The sequence below is a fragment of the Streptomyces sp. NPDC002467 genome (assembly GCF_042889825.1).
Classification (GTDB): domain Bacteria; phylum Actinomycetota; class Actinomycetes; order Streptomycetales; family Streptomycetaceae; genus Streptomyces.
This window is the reverse complement of sequence record NZ_JBIARJ010000018.1, coordinates 177688-194440: the sequence shown is the minus strand read 5'-3', so window position 1 is coordinate 194440 and position 16753 is coordinate 177688. Positions and strand designations below refer to the sequence as shown.

The 16753-nt window shown below is 72.6% G+C and carries 19 protein-coding genes; 9 read left to right on the top strand and 10 right to left on the bottom strand.

Going from position 1 to position 16753, the window contains the following annotated elements:
• Window positions 1-235 precede the first annotated feature (235 nt).
• The 3 genes from ACFYYJ_RS31710 to ACFYYJ_RS31700 are packed head-to-tail and all read left to right on the top strand — an operon-like array spanning window position 236 to window position 2412.
• Window positions 236-1351 carry a magnesium and cobalt transport protein CorA gene (locus ACFYYJ_RS31710; protein WP_385133861.1) on the top strand — a complete coding sequence of 372 codons (1116 nt, stop codon included), beginning with the start codon at window positions 236-238 and terminating at the stop codon, window positions 1349-1351.
• 13 nt (window positions 1352-1364) lie between these two features.
• A complete protein-coding gene (locus ACFYYJ_RS31705; RefSeq protein WP_385133859.1) occupies window positions 1365-1883 on the top strand; it encodes a hypothetical protein in 519 nt (172 codons plus the stop codon).
• A gap of 19 nt (window positions 1884-1902) precedes the next feature.
• Window positions 1903-2412 (top strand): hypothetical protein, encoded by a 510-nt coding sequence (locus ACFYYJ_RS31700; RefSeq protein ID WP_389137504.1) that lies wholly within the window; start codon window positions 1903-1905, stop codon window positions 2410-2412.
• Window positions 2413-2891: 479 nt separating this feature from the next.
• Here ACFYYJ_RS31700 and ACFYYJ_RS31695 read toward each other — a convergent pair whose 3' ends face one another.
• On the bottom strand, window positions 2892-3689 hold the full coding sequence (locus ACFYYJ_RS31695; protein WP_385133323.1) for a hypothetical protein: 798 nt from the start codon (window positions 3687-3689) through the stop codon (window positions 2892-2894).
• A gap of 242 nt (window positions 3690-3931) precedes the next feature.
• On the opposite strand from ACFYYJ_RS31695, the gene ACFYYJ_RS31690 reads away from it, so the two are divergent.
• The 3 genes from ACFYYJ_RS31690 to ACFYYJ_RS31680 all read left to right on the top strand — a co-directional run bounded on the left by ACFYYJ_RS31690 (window position 3932) and on the right by ACFYYJ_RS31680 (window position 7109).
• Window positions 3932-5203 carry a magnesium transporter MgtE N-terminal domain-containing protein gene (locus ACFYYJ_RS31690; RefSeq protein WP_385365623.1) on the top strand — a complete coding sequence of 424 codons (1272 nt, stop codon included), beginning with the start codon at window positions 3932-3934 and terminating at the stop codon, window positions 5201-5203.
• Window positions 5204-5300: 97 nt separating this feature from the next.
• Window positions 5301-5897 carry a DUF1003 domain-containing protein gene (locus ACFYYJ_RS31685; RefSeq protein ID WP_385133350.1) on the top strand — a complete coding sequence of 199 codons (597 nt, stop codon included), beginning with the start codon at window positions 5301-5303 and terminating at the stop codon, window positions 5895-5897.
• A 42-nt stretch (window positions 5898-5939) separates the two neighbouring features.
• Entirely contained in the window at window positions 5940-7109 is a 1170-nt protein-coding gene (locus ACFYYJ_RS31680) for an Mrp/NBP35 family ATP-binding protein (RefSeq protein ID WP_385133328.1), read from the top strand.
• A 131-nt stretch (window positions 7110-7240) separates the two neighbouring features.
• On the opposite strand, the gene ACFYYJ_RS31675 is transcribed toward ACFYYJ_RS31680, so the two are convergent.
• From ACFYYJ_RS31675 to sigE, 5 genes are all read right to left on the bottom strand, one after another.
• The gene (locus ACFYYJ_RS31675; RefSeq protein WP_385365621.1) at window positions 7241-7987 is read right to left on the bottom strand and encodes a hypothetical protein; all 747 of its coding nucleotides are present in this window, start codon (window positions 7985-7987) and stop codon (window positions 7241-7243) included.
• Between the two features lie 113 nt (window positions 7988-8100).
• Window positions 8101-8547, bottom strand: coding sequence for a sec-independent translocase (locus ACFYYJ_RS31670; RefSeq protein WP_385365620.1), 447 nt, complete (start codon window positions 8545-8547; stop codon window positions 8101-8103).
• Window positions 8548-8664: 117 nt separating this feature from the next.
• A complete protein-coding gene (locus ACFYYJ_RS31665) occupies window positions 8665-10044 on the bottom strand; it encodes a S1C family serine protease (RefSeq protein ID WP_389137500.1) in 1380 nt (459 codons plus the stop codon).
• Between the two features lie 54 nt (window positions 10045-10098).
• Entirely contained in the window at window positions 10099-10821 is a 723-nt protein-coding gene (locus ACFYYJ_RS31660) for an anti-sigma factor family protein (RefSeq protein WP_385365616.1), read from the bottom strand.
• Window positions 10818-11594, bottom strand: a complete 777-nt coding sequence (sigE, locus tag ACFYYJ_RS31655; RefSeq protein ID WP_389137497.1) for an RNA polymerase sigma factor SigE — start codon at window positions 11592-11594, stop codon at window positions 10818-10820. The genes ACFYYJ_RS31660 and sigE overlap by 4 nt, the downstream gene beginning before the upstream one ends.
• Before the next feature lie 178 nt (window positions 11595-11772).
• On the opposite strand from sigE, the gene ACFYYJ_RS31650 reads away from it, so the two are divergent.
• Entirely contained in the window at window positions 11773-12435 is a 663-nt protein-coding gene (locus ACFYYJ_RS31650) for a class I SAM-dependent methyltransferase (RefSeq protein ID WP_360867549.1), read from the top strand.
• 34 nt (window positions 12436-12469) lie between these two features.
• Here ACFYYJ_RS31650 and ACFYYJ_RS31645 read toward each other — a convergent pair whose 3' ends face one another.
• Together ACFYYJ_RS31645 and ACFYYJ_RS31640 are read right to left on the bottom strand one after the other, a co-directional pair.
• Window positions 12470-13087: a hypothetical protein gene (locus ACFYYJ_RS31645; RefSeq protein ID WP_389137495.1), complete on the bottom strand. Its 618-nt coding sequence runs from the start codon at window positions 13085-13087 to the stop codon at window positions 12470-12472.
• Between the two features lie 136 nt (window positions 13088-13223).
• Window positions 13224-13391, bottom strand: a complete 168-nt coding sequence (locus tag ACFYYJ_RS31640; protein WP_003966491.1) for a DUF3117 domain-containing protein — start codon at window positions 13389-13391, stop codon at window positions 13224-13226.
• Window positions 13392-13713: 322 nt separating this feature from the next.
• Here ACFYYJ_RS31640 and ACFYYJ_RS31635 point away from each other — a divergent pair, with 322 nt between their 5' ends.
• Window positions 13714-14517: an enoyl-CoA hydratase/isomerase family protein gene (locus ACFYYJ_RS31635; RefSeq protein ID WP_385133342.1), complete on the top strand. Its 804-nt coding sequence runs from the start codon at window positions 13714-13716 to the stop codon at window positions 14515-14517.
• On the opposite strand, the gene ACFYYJ_RS31630 is transcribed toward ACFYYJ_RS31635, so the two are convergent.
• Together ACFYYJ_RS31630 and ACFYYJ_RS31625 are read right to left on the bottom strand one after the other, a co-directional pair.
• The gene (locus tag ACFYYJ_RS31630; protein ID WP_385133344.1) at window positions 14502-15122 is read right to left on the bottom strand and encodes a DNA-3-methyladenine glycosylase I; all 621 of its coding nucleotides are present in this window, start codon (window positions 15120-15122) and stop codon (window positions 14502-14504) included. The two genes, ACFYYJ_RS31635 and ACFYYJ_RS31630, sit on opposite strands and share 16 nt — an antisense overlap.
• Window positions 15122-15466: a DivIVA domain-containing protein gene (locus ACFYYJ_RS31625; RefSeq protein ID WP_385133347.1), complete on the bottom strand. Its 345-nt coding sequence runs from the start codon at window positions 15464-15466 to the stop codon at window positions 15122-15124. Before ACFYYJ_RS31625 ends, ACFYYJ_RS31630 begins: the two co-directional genes overlap by 1 nt.
• Before the next feature lie 82 nt (window positions 15467-15548).
• On the opposite strand from ACFYYJ_RS31625, the gene folP reads away from it, so the two are divergent.
• Window positions 15549-16409, top strand: a complete 861-nt coding sequence (gene folP / locus ACFYYJ_RS31620) for a dihydropteroate synthase (protein ID WP_389137492.1) — start codon at window positions 15549-15551, stop codon at window positions 16407-16409.
• Window positions 16410-16753: the final 344 nt, after the last annotated feature.

Below are 16753 nucleotides of genomic sequence, written 5' to 3'. Positions count from 1 at the left end.
GGACGTCCTCCACGGAGGACCGGCCGGAGGAGGTGGGGCTGCGATGGACCGAAGTCGATCGTGCAGTACCAACCGCTCTTCCGCTTCCCTGACGCTCTGAATCAGTAGAAGAGCGACGGCAGAACGTCTTTGTCCTCCCGTCCTGTTCCTTCCGCCTGCCCGGGCCCACTCGCCCGCGCCCCCGGAAGGTCTCCCACCCGTACGGTCCGCAGCCGTGCGCGAGAAGGAGCCTGCCATGTCGATGCTGCCCTACCTGCGTGCGGCCGTCCGTCCGTCGCTCCGCAAGTCCACCCCCGTCCAGCCGGGCTACGACACCACGCGCGACCCCTCCGCCAGTAGCGCGGTCGTCGACTGCGCCGTGTACCGCGACGGCCGGCGCGTCCAGGGAGCGGCCTGCCTGACGCCCCGTGAGGCGATCCGCCGGGTCCGCGAGGACGGCGGTTTCGCCTGGATCGGCCTGCACGAGCCGACCGAGGCCGAGTTCGCGGGGATCGCCGCCACCTTCGGGCTGCACCCGCTGGCCGTGGAGGACGCGGTGCACGCGCACCAGCGGCCGAAGCTGGAGCGGTACGACGACACCCTCTTCACCGTCTTCAAGACGATCCACTACGTGGAGCACGCCGAACTGACCGCCACCAGCGAGGTGGTGGAGACCGGCGAGGTGATGTGCTTCACCGGCCCCGACTTCGTCATCACCGTCCGGCACGGCGGCCAGGGCTCCCTCAAGGGGCTGCGCCACCGCCTCCAGGACGACCCGGACCTCCTCTCCAAGGGCCCCTCCTCCGTCCTGCACTCCATCGCCGACCACGTGGTCGACGGCTACATCGCGGTCGCGGCCGCCGTCCAGGACGACATCGACGAGGTGGAGAGCGCCGTCTTCGCCGCCCCCGCCAAGGGCGTCACCCGCGGCGGCGACGCGGGCCGCATCTACCAGCTCAAGCGCGAGGTGCTGGAGTTCAAGCGGGCGGTGTCGCCCCTGCTGCGGCCCATGGAGCTGCTCAGCGAGCGCCCGATGCGGCTGGTCGACCCGGACATCCAGAAGTACTTCCGCGACGTCGCCGACCACCTCGCCCGCGTCCACGAGCAGGTCGTCGGCTTCGACGAGCTGCTGAACTCGATCCTCCAGGCCAACCTCGCGCAGGCGACCGTCGCCCAGAACGAGGACATGCGCAAGATCACCTCGTGGGCGGCGATCATCGCCGTGCCCACGATGATCTGCGGGGTGTACGGGATGAATTTCGACCACATGCCCGAACTCCACTGGAAGTACGGCTACCCGATGGTGATGGCCGCCATCGTCGCCAGCTGCTTCACCATCCACCGGGCCCTGCACCGGCACGGTTGGCTGTGAAATTCTGACGATCATGAAAAAGAACCAGCTGGGGCGACTCATCGGTGGCCTCTTCGGTCTGGCCTTCATCCAGGCCAACGCGGGCGCCCTGCCACAAGCACTGGGCGCCCCCCTCCGCGTGATCGCCGTCCTCGCCTTCCTCGGCCTCTTCCTGTCCATACGCCGCGACACCGGCGAGCCCGCGCCGAGGGCGGCCTTCGGCCGGAACTACCGGTACGTGGTGGCCGCCGAGGTCATCGCCGGCCTCGGCGGAGCGGCGCTCATCACCAACGTGCTGGACGAGCCGCGGGCCACGGCGGGCTGGATCGCCCTGGTCGTCGGCGTCCACTTCTTCGCACTGGCCTCCATCTGGCGCATGCCGCCACTGCGGATCCTCGCCGCGGCGATGTCCGTGTGCGGGGCGGCGGGAATGGCACTGGCGATCGGCGGCGCCCCGGCCGCCACGGTGGCCGCGGTCTCCGGGGTCGCCCCGGGCGCACTGCTGCTCGCCTCCGCCTGGCGGGGCGACTCCCGCCCCGCCGTGACCGTGTGACCTCCCCTACTCTGTGCGCATGACTCTCAGCACGCTCGACCTGGCCCTCGTCGAGGAGGCCACCAAGAAGTCCGGCCTGATCTGGGTCCGCGGCGCCGGAGCGGACCGCGCCCTGTGGCACGCCTGGGTGGACGGGGCCGCGCACGTGCTGGGCGACGGCCCCGGCGAGCAGCCCTTCCCCACCCTGGCGGACGGTGGCACGGCCGAGGTGACGGTGCGGAGCAAGGACAAGGGCGGGCGGCTGGTCGCCTGGACCGCGACCGTACGGGAACTGGCGCCCCGCGGCGAGGAGTGGGCGGCGGCGGTCGCCGAGCTGAAGGGCAAGCGGCTGAACGCGCCCGACTCCGAGGACATGACGGAGCGGTGGGCGCGGGAGTGCCGGCTGCTGCGGCTGGAGCCGCAGGCCGTCGGGGCCCTGCCGTCGGGCTCCCTGGCCGCGGCCCCCCTGGCCTCCCCGGCCATCACCCGCCGCCCGATGCCGGCGCACCTCCCGAAACTCCTCCTGAAGCGCCGCAAGCCCCGCCCGTAGCCTCCCGGCGGGGCCGCCACCGCGGACCGGGCGTCGCGCCGGGCCGCCGAACCCGGGTGCCCTGCGGCCGGCCCCGCCCGCACCAACTGCGCGGCGGATCACCGGCCCCCTGTCACCCCCGCGCCGTCGGGGTCGGGTGGGCGGCGGGGCGCCCCCTCAGGGCGTCGAACGCACCACGTCTTGCATGTCCGCTGCCGCTCCCCGTTCGACGCCCGAGGAGGTGCCCCGGCGCGCGCCCGACCCCGACGGCCCGTAGACGCCGGCCCGGGCCGGGGTGCCGCTGCACGGAGCGAGTCCCCTACCCGCCCTTCCACCGTTCCCCGGGGCTCCGCCCCGGCCCCCGGTCCTCAAACGCCGGACGGGCTGAACGGTGCGGGCGGCAGCAGCCCCATCCGGCCCCGCCGGCGATTGAGGCGCGGGGGTCCGGGGGCGTCGCCCCCGCGGCGGCGACGCACAGCGCCGACCTCCGCCCCGTGGGGCTACGGCTTCGTGGGGTTCGCCCCCTGCCCCGCCCCCTTCGACGGAGTCGGCACCGCGGAGCCCCCCGTCGCCTGGTCCTTCGTCGTCGGCAGCTGCGTGCCGTAGTCCACCGTCTGGTCCTGCGCCGGCGGGTCCAGCGGGAACGTCTTGCCCCACTCCCCGAGCTCCACCCGCCCCGCACCGCCCGCGCGTTCCATGAGCAGCGGGTACGGGGTCCCCTCCAGGGACACCGAGAGCTTGCCGCCCTTGCCATCCGCCGCCGTGACCTGCACGGCCTTGGTGTGACCGACCTTCGTGTAGGAGCCCTTGGCGAGCTTGCCCTCCAGCCCCAGCAGCCCGTCCAGCAGGACGTGCATGTCGGTGAAGCCGCGGAACTGCTTGTACGTGGGGTCGCTCTCCGGCACCTTCACGTACTTGTCGCCGAGTTTGCCCGCCGAGTCGGACTGCCCCCAGAACGCCGCGCTCGCCTTCAGGTACAGCTGCTCCCCCACCCGCAGCAGCTGGAAGGTGTCGTCCTTCGACTTCACTTCGCCGGAACCGCCGTCCGACTTCAGCCGCATGTCGAGGGTGAAGGACTTGCCGCCGCTCACCAGCGTGCCGGACAGGTGCACCGAGTCGGCGCCCGTGGCGGCCGCCTTCGCCTTCGCCTCGATCTTGTCCGCGGACAGCTTTCCGACCCCGTTCGTCCCCTCGTCCGGGTCCGAGCCGCAGCCCGTGCCGGTGACGGCGAGTCCCGCGCACAGAGCACCGATGAACGCGGCCCGGCGCAGGCGCGCGGCAGGGAAGTAGGCGGTCACGGGCAAGTGCCTCTCGTCGTGCGGGCGGGCGTGCGAAGCGTGCGGGCGTGCCGGCACGCGGCTCGGCTGTGAGCAGCAGGCAGCGTACCTGGCGCCGTAGCGCCGGCCACGACCGCGCCCCGGCGACCGGCACCGCACCGCCGCGGTACCCGCGCGGACCGCCCCACCAGGACGCTTGCACCGGGCACGGGCTAGCCTGAGGGGCGGCAGGACTGTTGATGGACGCGTCTGGAGGCGCTCGGATGGCTGGTGGCGCCCCGCGGATCTTCGTCTCGCATCTGTCGGGTGTGCCCGTCTTCGACCCCAACGGCGACCAGGTGGGCCGGGTCCGCGACCTCGTGGCGATGCTGCGCGTCGGCGGACGGCCGCCACGCCTGCTGGGCCTGGTGGTCGAGGTGGTCAGCCGGCGCCGGATCTTCCTGCCGATGACCCGCGTCACGGGCGTGGAGTCCGGCCAGGTGATCACGACCGGTGTCGTCAACATGCGCCGCTTCGAACAGCGCCCCACCGAGCGGCTGATCCTCGGCGAGCTGCTGGACCGTCGGGTGACGCTGACCGCGACCGGCGAGGAGGTCACCGTCCTGGACGTGGCCATCCAGCAGCTGCCGGCCCGTCGGGACTGGGAGATCGACAGGATCTTCGTGCGCAAGGGCAAGGTCGGCGCGCTGCGCCGGCGCGGCGAGACCCTGACGGTGGAGTGGTCCGCGGTGACGGGCTTCTCGCTGGAGGAGCACGGGCAGGGCGCCGAGAACCTGGTCGCCACGTTCGAGCAGATGCGCCCGGCCGACGTGGCGAACGTCCTGCACCACCTGACTCCGAAGCGTCGCGCCGAGGTGGCCAACGCCCTCGACGACGACCGGCTCGCGGACGTCATGGAGGAGCTCCCCGAGGACGAGCAGGTGGAGATCCTCGGCAAGCTGAAGGAGGAGCGCGCCGCCGACGTCCTGGAGGCGATGGACCCGGACGACGCGGCCGACCTGCTGTCCGAGCTGCCGGAGGACGACAAGGAGCGGCTGCTGACGCTGATGCAGCCGGACGACGCGGCGGACGTGCGGCGCCTGCTGTCGTACGAGGAGAACACGGCCGGCGGTCTGATGACGACGGAGCCGATCGTGCTGCGTCCGGACGCGACGGTCGCGGACGCGCTGGCCCGCGTACGGCAGTCGGACCTGTCGCCGGCGCTGGCGGCGCAGGTGTACGTGTGCCGGCCGCCGGACGAGACGCCGACGGGCAAGTACCTGGGCACGGTGCACTTCCAGCGGCTGCTGCGCGATCCTCCGTTCACGCTGGTGAGCTCGATCGTGGACACGGACCTGCCGCCGCTGCGTCCGGACGCCTCGCTGCCGGTGGTGACCAGCTACCTGGCCGCGTACAACATGGTGGCGGTGCCTGTGGTGGACGAGAGCGGTTCGCTGCTGGGCGCGGTGACGGTGGACGACGTACTGGACCACCTGCTGCCGGACGACTGGCGCGAGAAGGACTTCCACTCCGAGGAGGCCGTGGGTGGCCACTGAACGGGGGCGCGGCGACAAGGAACAGGCGCGCGAGCGACGCCGTGAGCAGATCCGCGAGCGGCGCGAGCGGGCGCGCGCCCAGGCGCGCGAGCTCGGGCTGACGGTGGAGACGGGTGAGCGGGCGGAACGTTCCGCCTTCGAGCGGGGCGAACGGGCGAAGGCGGCCTCGGCGAGCGGTTCGAGCGCGCTCGGCCGGTCGCGGGTCCGGCTCGACGTGCCGCGGCCGTCGCGGCGCCGGCTGCTGCCGGAGTACGACCCGGAGGCGTTCGGGCGGCTGTCGGAGCGGGTGGCGCGGTTCCTCGGCACGGGCCGGTTCATCGTCTGGATGACGGTCGTCATCATCTGCTGGGTGCTGTGGAACATCTTCGCGCCGGGGCACCTGCGGTTCGACGAGTACCCCTTCATCTTCCTGACGCTGATGCTGTCGCTGCAGGCCTCGTACGCGGCTCCGCTGATCCTGCTGGCGCAGAACCGGCAGGACGACCGGGACCGGGTCAACCTGGAGCAGGACCGCAAGCAGAACGAGCGGTCCATCGCCGACACCGAGTACCTGACGCGGGAGATCGCGGCCCTGCGGATGGGTCTGGGCGAGGTCGCGACGCGCGACTGGATCCGGTCCGAGTTCCAGGACCTGATCAAGGAGATGGACGAGCGCCGGCTATTCCCGCAGGAACGTGACGAAGGCGACCGCTGACGGGCTTTCCCGAGCCCTGCTACCGAGCCGTACCATCGGGGCATGGCTACCGACACAAGCTCCGCCGCCGACGCCGCCGTGCCCGAGCAGGACGCGATCCTGGACGCGCTGGCGACGGTGAACGACCCCGAGATCCACCGGCCGATCACCGAACTCGGCATGGTGAAATCGGTGGAGATCGGCGACGGCGGCGCGGTCGCCGTCACCGTCTACCTGACCGTGTCGGGTTGTCCCATGCGCGAGACCATCACGCAGCTGGTCACCGAGGCCGTCGGGAAGGTCGCGGGCGTGACCTCCGTCGCGGTCACCCTCGACGTGATGAGCGACGAGCAGCGCAAGGAACTGGCGGCCACGCTGCGCGGCGGCACCGCCGAGCGCGAGGTGCCCTTCGCCAAGCCGGGCTCGCTGACCCGTGTGTACGCGGTCGCGTCCGGCAAGGGCGGCGTGGGCAAGTCCTCGGTCACCGTCAACCTGGCCGCCGCGATGGCGGCGGACGGTCTGAAGGTCGGCGTGGTCGACGCGGACATCTACGGCCACAGCGTGCCGCGCATGCTGGGCGTCGACGGCCGCCCCACCCAGGTCGAGAACATGATCATGCCGCCGTCCGCGAACGGCGTGAAGGTCATCTCCATCGGCATGTTCACCCCGGGCAACGCGCCCGTGGTGTGGCGCGGCCCGATGCTGCACCGCGCGCTCCAGCAGTTCCTCGCGGACGTGTTCTGGGGCGACCTGGACGTGCTGCTGCTGGACCTCCCGCCGGGTACGGGCGACATCGCCATCTCGGTGGCGCAGCTGGTCCCGAACGCCGAGATCCTCGTGGTCACCACCCCGCAGCAGGCCGCGGCCGAGGTCGCGGAGCGGGCCGGCTCGATCGCCGTGCAGACCCACCAGAAGATCGTCGGCGTCGTCGAGAACATGTCGGGCCTGCCGTGCCCGCACTGCGACGAGATGGTCGACGTGTTCGGCTCGGGCGGCGGCCAGAAGGTGGCCGACGGCCTGACGAAGACGGTCGGCGCGACCGTCCCGGTGCTCGGCTCCATCCCGATCGACGTGCGCCTGCGCGAGGGCGGCGACGAGGGCAAGCCGGTCGTCCTGGCGGACCCGGACTCCCCGGCCGGCGCGGCCCTGCGCGCGATCGCCGGCAAACTGGGCGGCCGAGCCCGAGGCCTCTCCGGCATGTCCCTGGGCATCACCCCGAAGAACAAGTTCTGAGACGGGTTGTGGGCAGTCGTTCCGCTGGGGCGGAACGGGTGGGCACAACCCGACCACCGGCCCGCACCGGGCCGCGCAGCGAAAAGGGCACCGCCGACCAGCGGTGCCCTTTCCCGTACCCGTAACCCGGACTACTCGTACGCGCCGAGATCCGCGATGACCGAGAACCCGAGCCCGTACGCGCTCATCCCCCGCCCGTACGCCCCCAGATGCACACCGCCCCGCGTGGACCCGGCGAGCACCCACCCGAACTCGGACTCCCGGTAGTGGAACGGCGTCGGCTCCCCGTCCACCGGCAGCGACAGCGTCGACCAGTCCTCGCCGTCGAGATCGTCGGCGAGTTCCCACGCGGCCTCGGTCTGCTGGTCGAGCCAGTCGTTGCGCAGGGCGTGGTCCATCTGGCCGGGCCAGCTGTAGGCCAGCAGTCCGGAGCCGGCCAGCCAGGCCGCCGAGGAGACCGAGGTGGCCTCCAGGACGCCGGTGCCGTCTCCGCTGCGGCGCAGCGGGTTGCTCGCGACCGTGACGACCACTGCGAAGCGCTCCTTCTCGCCGGTGGCGATCTCGCCCCGCGCGGACGGCTCGTCGCCGTGGCCGGTGGAGCCGTGCTCGACGGTGCCGTCGGCGCCGGTCCCGACCTGCATGAGCCAGCGGGGGCCCGTGAAGGCCCCGTCCAGCCCGTACCAGGGGAACTCGGCCCTCAGGTAGCCCTCGACGGTCCGGCGGGCCGCCGGGACGGGCGCGGCGCCCTCCTGCGGCGGCTGCGCCTGCTGCGGCTGTTGCGGGGCGTTCTGCGGATCCTGCGCGGGTTCGGCGGCGGGGGCGGGCGCGGTGGCCTCGGGGGCTTGCGCACCTACCCGGCTACTGCTCGTCGTCTCCATGGGGCGGCCTCTCGTTCCGTGGGGTCCGGAACGGCCCGCCCCCCTCGGGCGTCCTACATCCGGACAGATGGAGGATAGCCACCGGACCCGGGATCGGCGGGCAAGCGCAGCCCCTACGTGGCGTCGGCGTCGAAGCGGGCGCGCTGCTCGGCGGGCGGGGAGGCGGGCTTCTTCAGCAGGTCGGGGCCGGTGCCGGCGGGCGTGGCGGAGGCGCCGGCCGAAGCGGCGGCCGCGTCGGCCTCCTTGCCGTTGACGGCGTCGGTGACGTCGTGCAGCTCCTTGCGGAGGTCGAAGCTGCTGCGGATCTCCTTGAGGTCCTCGTTCTCCGTCAGCTGCTTGCGGATGAACGTCTTCGGGTTCAGGTCCTCGAACTCGAAGTCCTTGAATTCCGGGCCGAGCTCGGAGCGGATGTCCTGCTTGGCGCTGTCGGAGAACGCGCGGATCTTCCGGATGACCCCGGAGACGTCCTGGATCACCTTGGGCAGCTTGTCCGGGCCGAAGACCAGGATCGCGAGCACCACGATCGTGACGAGTTCGAGTGCGCCTATGTCGTTGAACACCCTGCCGCTCCTCGGTCTCTCTCACTGCGGGCCCGCACACACGGTACCCGCCCTTGTCCGCACGCCCATACCTGCGTGCTCGGCCCGTACCGGTTTCACCCCGCCGTCATGCGGTGCTCACGAGCCGTTCGCCGACCCCAGGACGACCTCCAGGGTCTCCTCCCGGCCCCCGCGCCGTACGGTCAGCGTCAGCTTGTCGCCCGGGCGGTGGGACCTGATCTTGATGATCAGCTCGTCCTCGCCGCGCACGCGCTGTCCGTCCACCTTGGTGATGACGTCGCCGGCCTTGATCCCGGCGCGCGCGCCGGGCCCGCCGGCGACCACGGACGGCTTGCCGTCCTCGCCCTTGTCCCCGACCCGGGCTCCGTCGCCCGTGTACTCCATGTCGAGGGTGACCCCGATCACGGGGTGCGTGGCGTGGCCGGTGCGGATGAGTTCCTCGGCGACGCGCTTGCCCTGGTTGATGGGGATGGCGAAGCCGAGGCCGATGGAGCCGCCCTGCCGGTCGGGGTCGTCCTTGTCCGCGCCGCGGATCGCGCTGTTGATGCCGACCACGTGGGCCTTGGCGTCGAGGAGCGGGCCGCCGGAGTTGCCGGGGTTGATGGGGGCGTCGGTCTGCAGTGCGTCGACGTAGCTGATGTCGCTGCCGTCGCCCTTGTCCCCGCCCGCGGTGACGGGCCGCCCGGTGGCGCTGATGATGCCGGCCGTGACGGTGTTGGAGAGGTCGAAGGGGGCGCCGATGGCCACCACCGGGTCGCCGACCCGCACGTTCTCGGAGTTGCCGAGGCTCAGGGGTTGGAGCCCGCGCACGCCGCTGACCTTGACCACGGCCAGGTCGTATCCGGAGTCGCGGCCGACCAACTCGGCGGTGACGCTCTCGCCGGTGCCGAAGGTGACCGCTATCTCCTTGGCGTCGGCGACGACGTGGTTGTTGGTCAGGATGTGGCCCTGCTGGTCGAGTACGAACCCGGTGCCCGTGCCGCCGCCCTTCGCGCTCCGCACGTGCAGGGTCACGACCCCGGGCAGTGCGGTGGCCGCGATCCCGGCCACGCTGTCGGGCGCCCGGCCCTTGTCCGCGACGCCCGCCTGGGGGAGCTCCAGCCGGGTGCTGCTCTGTCGCTCGGCGAGCACGCCGAGGTACCCGCCGACACCGCCCGCGAGCAGGGCCGTGCCCACGGCGAGGGCGACGACCTGCCAGAGCCCGAACCCGCGCCGCTCCCGGCCGCGGTCCACCACCTGGAGGGGCGCCTGGAGGGGCTGGGTGCCCCACGGGTCGTACCGGACGGCGCGGGGCCGCTCCGCGTCCCCGACTCCCGCCGCCTCCGCGGTGCGGTCCCCGGACGCGCCGGAAGCCGCGCCCTCGGAACCGTCCTCGGGACCAACCTCCGGCCGGCCTTCGGGCCTGGGGGCCGGAACCGTGTCGTGGCGGCCTTCGGCCGTGCCCTCGGGCCGGCTCCACCACGACGGAGCCGGTTCGGTCTGCTGCCTGTCGGCCATGGGCGCTCCCCGCCTACCTATGCGCATGTGCCGCAGATTCAATCAGGTCCCGGGTCAGCGCAGCAGGGAGACCGGTCGGGGTGTGGCCGGCGGGCTGGGGTGCAGCGGCGGCAGCGGGGTCGCGAGGGTCGACAGGAGGGTCGGGCCGATGCCGGGCGGCGGCACCGGCTCGCGACCCCGGTCCCGCTCGCGGTCGCGGTCGCGGTCACGGACGGCGGCGTCGGCGACGGAGACCACGGGGCCGGGCCGGGAGGCGGGCGCGGGCTGTTCCCCCCGTACGTTCGGCTCGACGGTGTCCATCGGCAGCGTCCCGCCCAGGGCGAGCGCGGCCAGCGACACCGCTCCCGCCGCGACGTAGGCGAACCGGCGGCGCGGGCGGGCGACTTCGTGGATGCGGAAGCCCGACGGCTGCGACGGGACGCCCGACCGCGCCAGGGCGTACGCGAACGAGCCGAAGGGATCGGTCGGCTGGTCGCCCGCCGCTCCCGACGGACCCGGCCCGCCGGTCGACCCCATGGCGCCCGACGGGCCGTCGGGACCACCGCCCGGCAGCCCCTGGAGCCGCGCCAGCAGCCCGGCGGACAGCGGCGGCGGCGCGCTCTCCACGAACATGCTCTTCAGCCGGCGCTGCGCGTCGGCCTCGGCCTTGCACTTGGGGCACGTGGCCAGGTGGGCCAGCACCCGCTCGCGGGCGTCGTGTTTCAGCTCCCCGTCCACCAGGGCGGCGAGCCTGTCGCCCAGGTGGTGCTCGGCGGGGGAAGGACCGACTCCGCTCACTCGGCTCCGCCCTCTCCCCCGGCACCGGGTGCGCCCACCGCCGCCCCCGCCAGCGCGCGCTGCTGCGCACGGACTTCGGGGGACCGGTGCTTGAGCGCCTTGCGCAGGTGTGAACGGCCGCGGTGGATGCGGCTGCGGACGGTGCCGAGCTTCACTCCGAGGGTCGCGGCGATCTCCTCGTACGACAGGCCCTCGATGTCGCAGAGCACCACGGCGGCGCGGAACTCGGGCGCGAGGGTGTCGAGCGCCTGCTGGACGTCGGCGTCGAAGTGGGTGTCGTGCAGGACCTGCTGCGGGGAGGGCTCGCGGCTCGGCAGCCGCTCGGCGGCGTCGTCGCCGAGCGCGTCGAACCGGATCCGCTGCTTGCGGCGGACCATGTCGAGGAACAGGTTCGTGGTGATGCGGTGCAGCCAGCCCTCGAAGGTGCCGGGCGTGTACGTGGACAACGAGCGGAAGACGCGGACGAAGACCTCCTGGGTCAGGTCCTCGGCGTCGTGCTGGTTGCCCGTCAGACGGTAGGCAAGGCGGTAGACCCGCGCGCTGTGCGTGCTGACGATCTCCTCCCATGAGGGAGGGGTCCACGCCTGCGAGCCCGCATCGGCGGCGAAGGTCGCGGTGGTTGCGGTGGCGGTGTGGAAGCTGTCAGCAATGTAGGTCACGGATTTCGGCTCACCGGCCGACCAGAAGAAGCGTCTGAACACGCCTCCACGATCCACAGGCGCAGCCGCACCTCCCCTGTCGGCTCTGGTGGTGTCCAGCGGAGTCCCTACCATAGCCACCCCCTCTGTCAGCTCCGGATAAGCCTTTTTGCAGTATCTTTACGCGGGTCTTAGGTCACACAGGGGCCGAAGGCGTCGATCTGCCCGGCAGCGCCCCTTCTGATCCCGTCTCCACCCTTCACAACGCCCGGTCCCATCTGCGGGTTCCCGACGTCAACGGATACAGTCACCGTTGCGCCAACTATGGGGACAGGAGAGGGTCATTACCGGCAACCGGCAGACGAGCTGGGCGTTCGCCGACGCGTTTGTCGCCGAGGACGACGCTCTGCGGTGGGCCCGCGACCGGTCCAGGGAAGCGGGCCTGCGCTCCGTCTCCCCCGGCACCGGGGCCGCGCTGCGCCTGCTGGCCGCCACCGCGGACGCCAAGGCGGTCGCCGAGATCGGCACCGGCACCGGCGTCTCCGGCATCCACCTCCTCCACGGAATGCGCCCCGACGGGGTGCTGACCACGGTGGATCCCGAACCGGACCGGCAGGCCTTCGCCCGCCAGGCCTTCCGCGCCGCAGGTTTCGCCGGCAACCGCGCCCGCTTCATCCCGGGCCGCGCCCTCGACGTCCTGCCCCGGCTCGCGGACGGCGGGTACGACCTCGTCTTCTGCGACGGGGACCCGACCGAGTCCCTCGACTACCTCGCCGAATCGTTGCGCCTGCTGCGACCCGGCGGACTGGTCTGCTTCGAGGGGGTGTTCTCCGACGGCCGCACGGTCGACTCCGCGGCCCAGCCGGTGGAGGTGCTCCGCGTCCGCGAGCTGCTGCGGAGCGTCCGGGAGAGCCCGGCACTGGAGTCCGCGCTGCTCCCGGTGGGCGACGGGCTGCTGTGCGCCGTACGCCGCTGAGCCGGTAGGCCGCAGGCCGTCCGTCCCGGCCCCGTCAGCGCAGCAGCGCGAAGGTCAGGGCCGCCGTGCCGCCCAGCGCGGTGCCCGCGAGGATCTGGGCCGGCGTGTGCGCCTTCAACACGAGCCGGGACCAGCCGACGGCGGCGGCGAGCAGGGCCGCCGGGAGGACCACCGGTCCGAAGGCGAGCAGCAATATCATCACGGTGCCGCCGGCCACCGACATGTGGATGGAGATCTGCCAGCCCACCGTCACGGCGAGGGAAGAGAGCAGCCCGACGAGCATCGCGACGACGAGCGCGAAGACGTCCGCCGGGGCGCCGAGCGCGTACAGCAGGCCGATCCCGACGACGACGGAGACCAGGCTCAGCGCCATCGGGACCATCCGCTGGCGCCGGACCCGTATGTGCTGGTCGGTGAGCGCGCCCCGCTTCACCCCGAGGACGATGATCCCGATCGGGACCACCCCGCAGAACAGGGCGGCGAGCAGCCCCCAGCCGAGGCCGGACCAGGACCCGGTGCTGAACCAGCCGATCAGCAGGAGCAAGGCCACGACCAGGTTCGCCGGCGCCAGCGCGTCGGTGAGGACCCGTGCCGCCTTCTCGCGGGGAGTGCAGTCCACGAAGGGGGGCGGCACGGGCGGGGAGAACGTCACGTCACATCTCCGAAGATCGGGTACGCCCAAATACGCCGAATACACCAAATATCCGGTCCCGGACGCAACGCTGCCCCGACCGCACGGAGCGATCGGGGCAGCGCAGAGAATGCGGAATGCAGTTGGTGCCGACGTGTCAGCCGACGACCTTCTTCAGGGCGTCACCCAGGGCGTCCGCCTCGTCGGGGGTCAGCTCGACGACAAGCCGACCGCCGCCCTCGAGCGGTACGCGCATGACGATGCCCCGCCCCTCCTTGGTGACCTCGAGCGGGCCGTCGCCCGTCCGCGGCTTCATGGCCGCCATGCTCGTTCCCCTTCCTGAAACCAGCTCATCGTCAGCCGACGGCCCCGTTCAGGCGCCTAGTACCCGGCATCGAACACATTGCTTCCCGGCCATTATCCCGCATGTCAGGACCCGATGACCAACCTCAACGGTGAACGCTTCGGCAACGCGCTCGACCAAAACCACTCATTTCGGGGACCCGCCTGCGATACTTCGCCCTCGCGCGGTGCCCTTTCTTTGACGCACATCACATGTGCGGGCGCCTCCGGGTCCGCCATGCTGGCCCTTGCACCGGCCGGTACCGGCCGGTAGTCAAGCCCGCGACGAAGGGGGACCCCCTGCCATGGCCGACAGCGTGCTCTACGAAGTGACCGACGGACTCGCGACCATCACGATCAACCGCCCGGACGCGATGAACGCGATGAACACCGAGGCCAAGGTCGCCCTGCGCGACGCGGTCCGGGCCGCGGCCGCCGACACCGCGGTACGGGCCGTCCTGCTCACCGCGTCCGGCGACCGGGCCTTCTGCGTGGGCCAGGACCTCAAGGAGCACATCGGGAACCTCGCCTCGGACCGCGAGAGCGGCACCACGCTGACCATGAGCACGGTCTCCGAGCACTACAACCCGATCGTCCGCGCCCTCACCGAGATGCCCAAGCCCGTGGTGGCCGCCGTGAACGGCGTCGCGGCCGGAGCCGGCTTCGGCTTCGCGCTGGCGGCGGACTTCCGCGTCGTCGCCGACACCGCGTCCTTCAACACCTCGTTCGCCGGGGTCGCGCTGACCGCCGACTCCGGGGTCTCCTGGACCCTCCCCCGCCTGATCGGCGCCTCCCGCGCCTCGGACCTGCTGCTCTTCCCGCGCTCGATCAAGGCGCAGGAGGCGTTCGAGCTCGGCATCGTCAACCGCCTGGTGCCCGCGGAGTCCCTGCGCGCCGAGGCCGAGGCCGTGGCCCGCGCCCTGGCCTCCGGCCCGACCGTCGCCTACGCCGCGCTGAAGGAGTCCCTGGCCTACGGGGCCTCGCACTCCCTCGCCGAGGCGCTGGAGCACGAGGACGTCCTGCAGACCCGCGCGGGCGCCTCCGAGGACCACGCCATCGCCGTCCAGGCCTTCCTCGCGAAGCAGCCGCCGAACTACCTGGGCCGCTGAGAGCCAGTCTCCCGCGAGGCCCGGACCTCGCGGGAGGCGCAGTCGGCCAGGTGGTCGTTGACCAGCCCGCAGGCCTGCATCAGCGCGTAGGCCGTCGTGGGTCCGACGAACCGGATCCCGGCCTTCTTCAGCGCCTTCGCCAGCGCCGTGGACCCGTCGGTGACCGCCGGGACGTCGGCGATGGTGCGCGGGGCCGGACCGGGCTCCTCCGGGGCGTACGACCAGATCAGCGCGTCCAGCTCGCCCGGCTCCCACCCGGCGAGCACCTTCGCGTTGGCCAGCGTCGCCTCGATCTTGGCCCGGTTGCGGATGATCCCCTCGTCCGCCAGCAGCCGCTCCGCGTCCGCCGGCCCGAACTCCGCGACCGCCGCGATCTCGAACGACGCGAAGGCCTTCCGGAAGCCCTCCCGCCGCCGCAGGATCGTGATCCACGACAGGCCCGACTGGAAGGCCTCCAGGCACAGCCGCTCGTACAACGCGTCGTCGCCGTGGACGGGGCGGCCCCACTCGGTGTCGTGGTACTCGACGTATTCTCCGGTGGCCCCCGTGGACAGAGCCCACGGGCAGCGCAGCGCCCCGTCCGGGCCCGCGACCGCGGCGCCCATCACTCGGCGTGCTTCGTGAGGTCGACCTGGCCCGCCGGAACCGCGTCCTGCGGTTCGGCCTCGACCCGGGCCGTCAGCTGGGCGATCCGCGCGTCGCGCTCCGCCAGCTCCGCCGCCAGCCGGTCCAGTACGTCGTCCACCTCGGACATCCGGTACCCGCGCGCCGCGACGGGCAGCCGCAGCGCGTCGATGTCCGCCCCTACGACGGGCCGGGTCTCCGGCAGCGCGTCGGCCACCCGGTCCGGTTCCGCTTCCGGCAGGACCGCCTCCGAGCCCCCGCCGATCACCGCCAGGGTGACCGCCGCCACGACCACGACCAGCGCGATCATCAAGAAGAAGAACACGATCACTCCCCACGAGAGACTCCGACCCTCAGGTTAAGGTCGCAGATGAGGCGGGGGGGCCGCCGAAGGAGGAAAGAGCAGGATGCTGCGACTGGGCAGGCGCGAGTTCGACACCCATGAACCGGTGATCATGGCCATCGTGAACCGCACCCCGGACTCCTTCTACGACCAGGGCGCGACGTTCCTCGACGAACCGGCCCTGGACCGGGTCGAGCAGGCGGTCGCCGAGGGCGCCGCGATCATCGACATCGGCGGGGTCAAGGCGGGCCCGGGCGAACACGTGGACGCGGCCGAGGAGGCCCGCCGTACGGTCGGCTTCGTCGCCGAGGTCCGCCGCCGCCACCCCGACGTGGTGATCAGCGTGGACACCTGGCGGCACGAGGTCGGCGAGGCGGTCTGCGAGGCCGGGGCGGACCTCCTGAACGACGCGTGGGGCGGGGTGGACCCCAAGCTGGCGGAGGTCGCGGCGCGTTACGGGGCCGGGCTTGTCTGCACCCACGCGGGCGGGGCGGAGCCGCGGACGCGGCCGCACCGCGTCGAGTACGAGGACGTCATGGCCGACATCCTGGAGGTCACGGTCGGCCTCGCCGAACGGGCCGCCGCGCTGGGCGTCCGGCGGGACGCGATCATGATCGACCCCGGCCACGACTTCGGGAAGAACACCCGCCACTCGCTGGAGGCAACGCGCCGGCTGGACGAGATGACGGCGACGGGCTGGCCGGTCCTGGTCTCCCTGTCCAACAAGGACTTCGTCGGCGAGACGCTCGACCGGCCGGTCAAGGAACGCCTGTTGGGGACCCTGGCCACGACGGCCGTCTCGGCCTGGCTCGGGGCGCGGGTCTACCGCGTGCACGAGGTCGCCGAGACCCGGCAGATCCTCGACATGGTCGCGTCGATCCAGGGCCACCGCCCCCCGGCGGTGGCCCGCCGAGGCCTGGCCTGACGGTTCCCTTCGGGGACAAGTGCGGACCGGGTGCCCCCGCGTGCCCGGCGTTTCCGGCCCTCGTGACACTCCCGCGCGGTCGGGGTCGGGTGTGCGGTGGGGCGCCCCCGCAGGGCGTCGAACGCGACCCGCTCGCCTTGCCGGTACCGCACCGGGTGCGACGCCCGAGGAGGTGCCCCGGCGCACGCCCGGCCCCCGATGCCGCCCGGGCCGGGGTACCGCTGCGCGGAGCCGTCCCCTACCCGCCCTTCCACCGTTCCCCGGGGCTCCGCCCCGGACCCCGGTCCTCAAACGCCGGACGGGCTGAAAACGGCGCGGAGCGCCGTCGGGGCGGCGGACGGGTG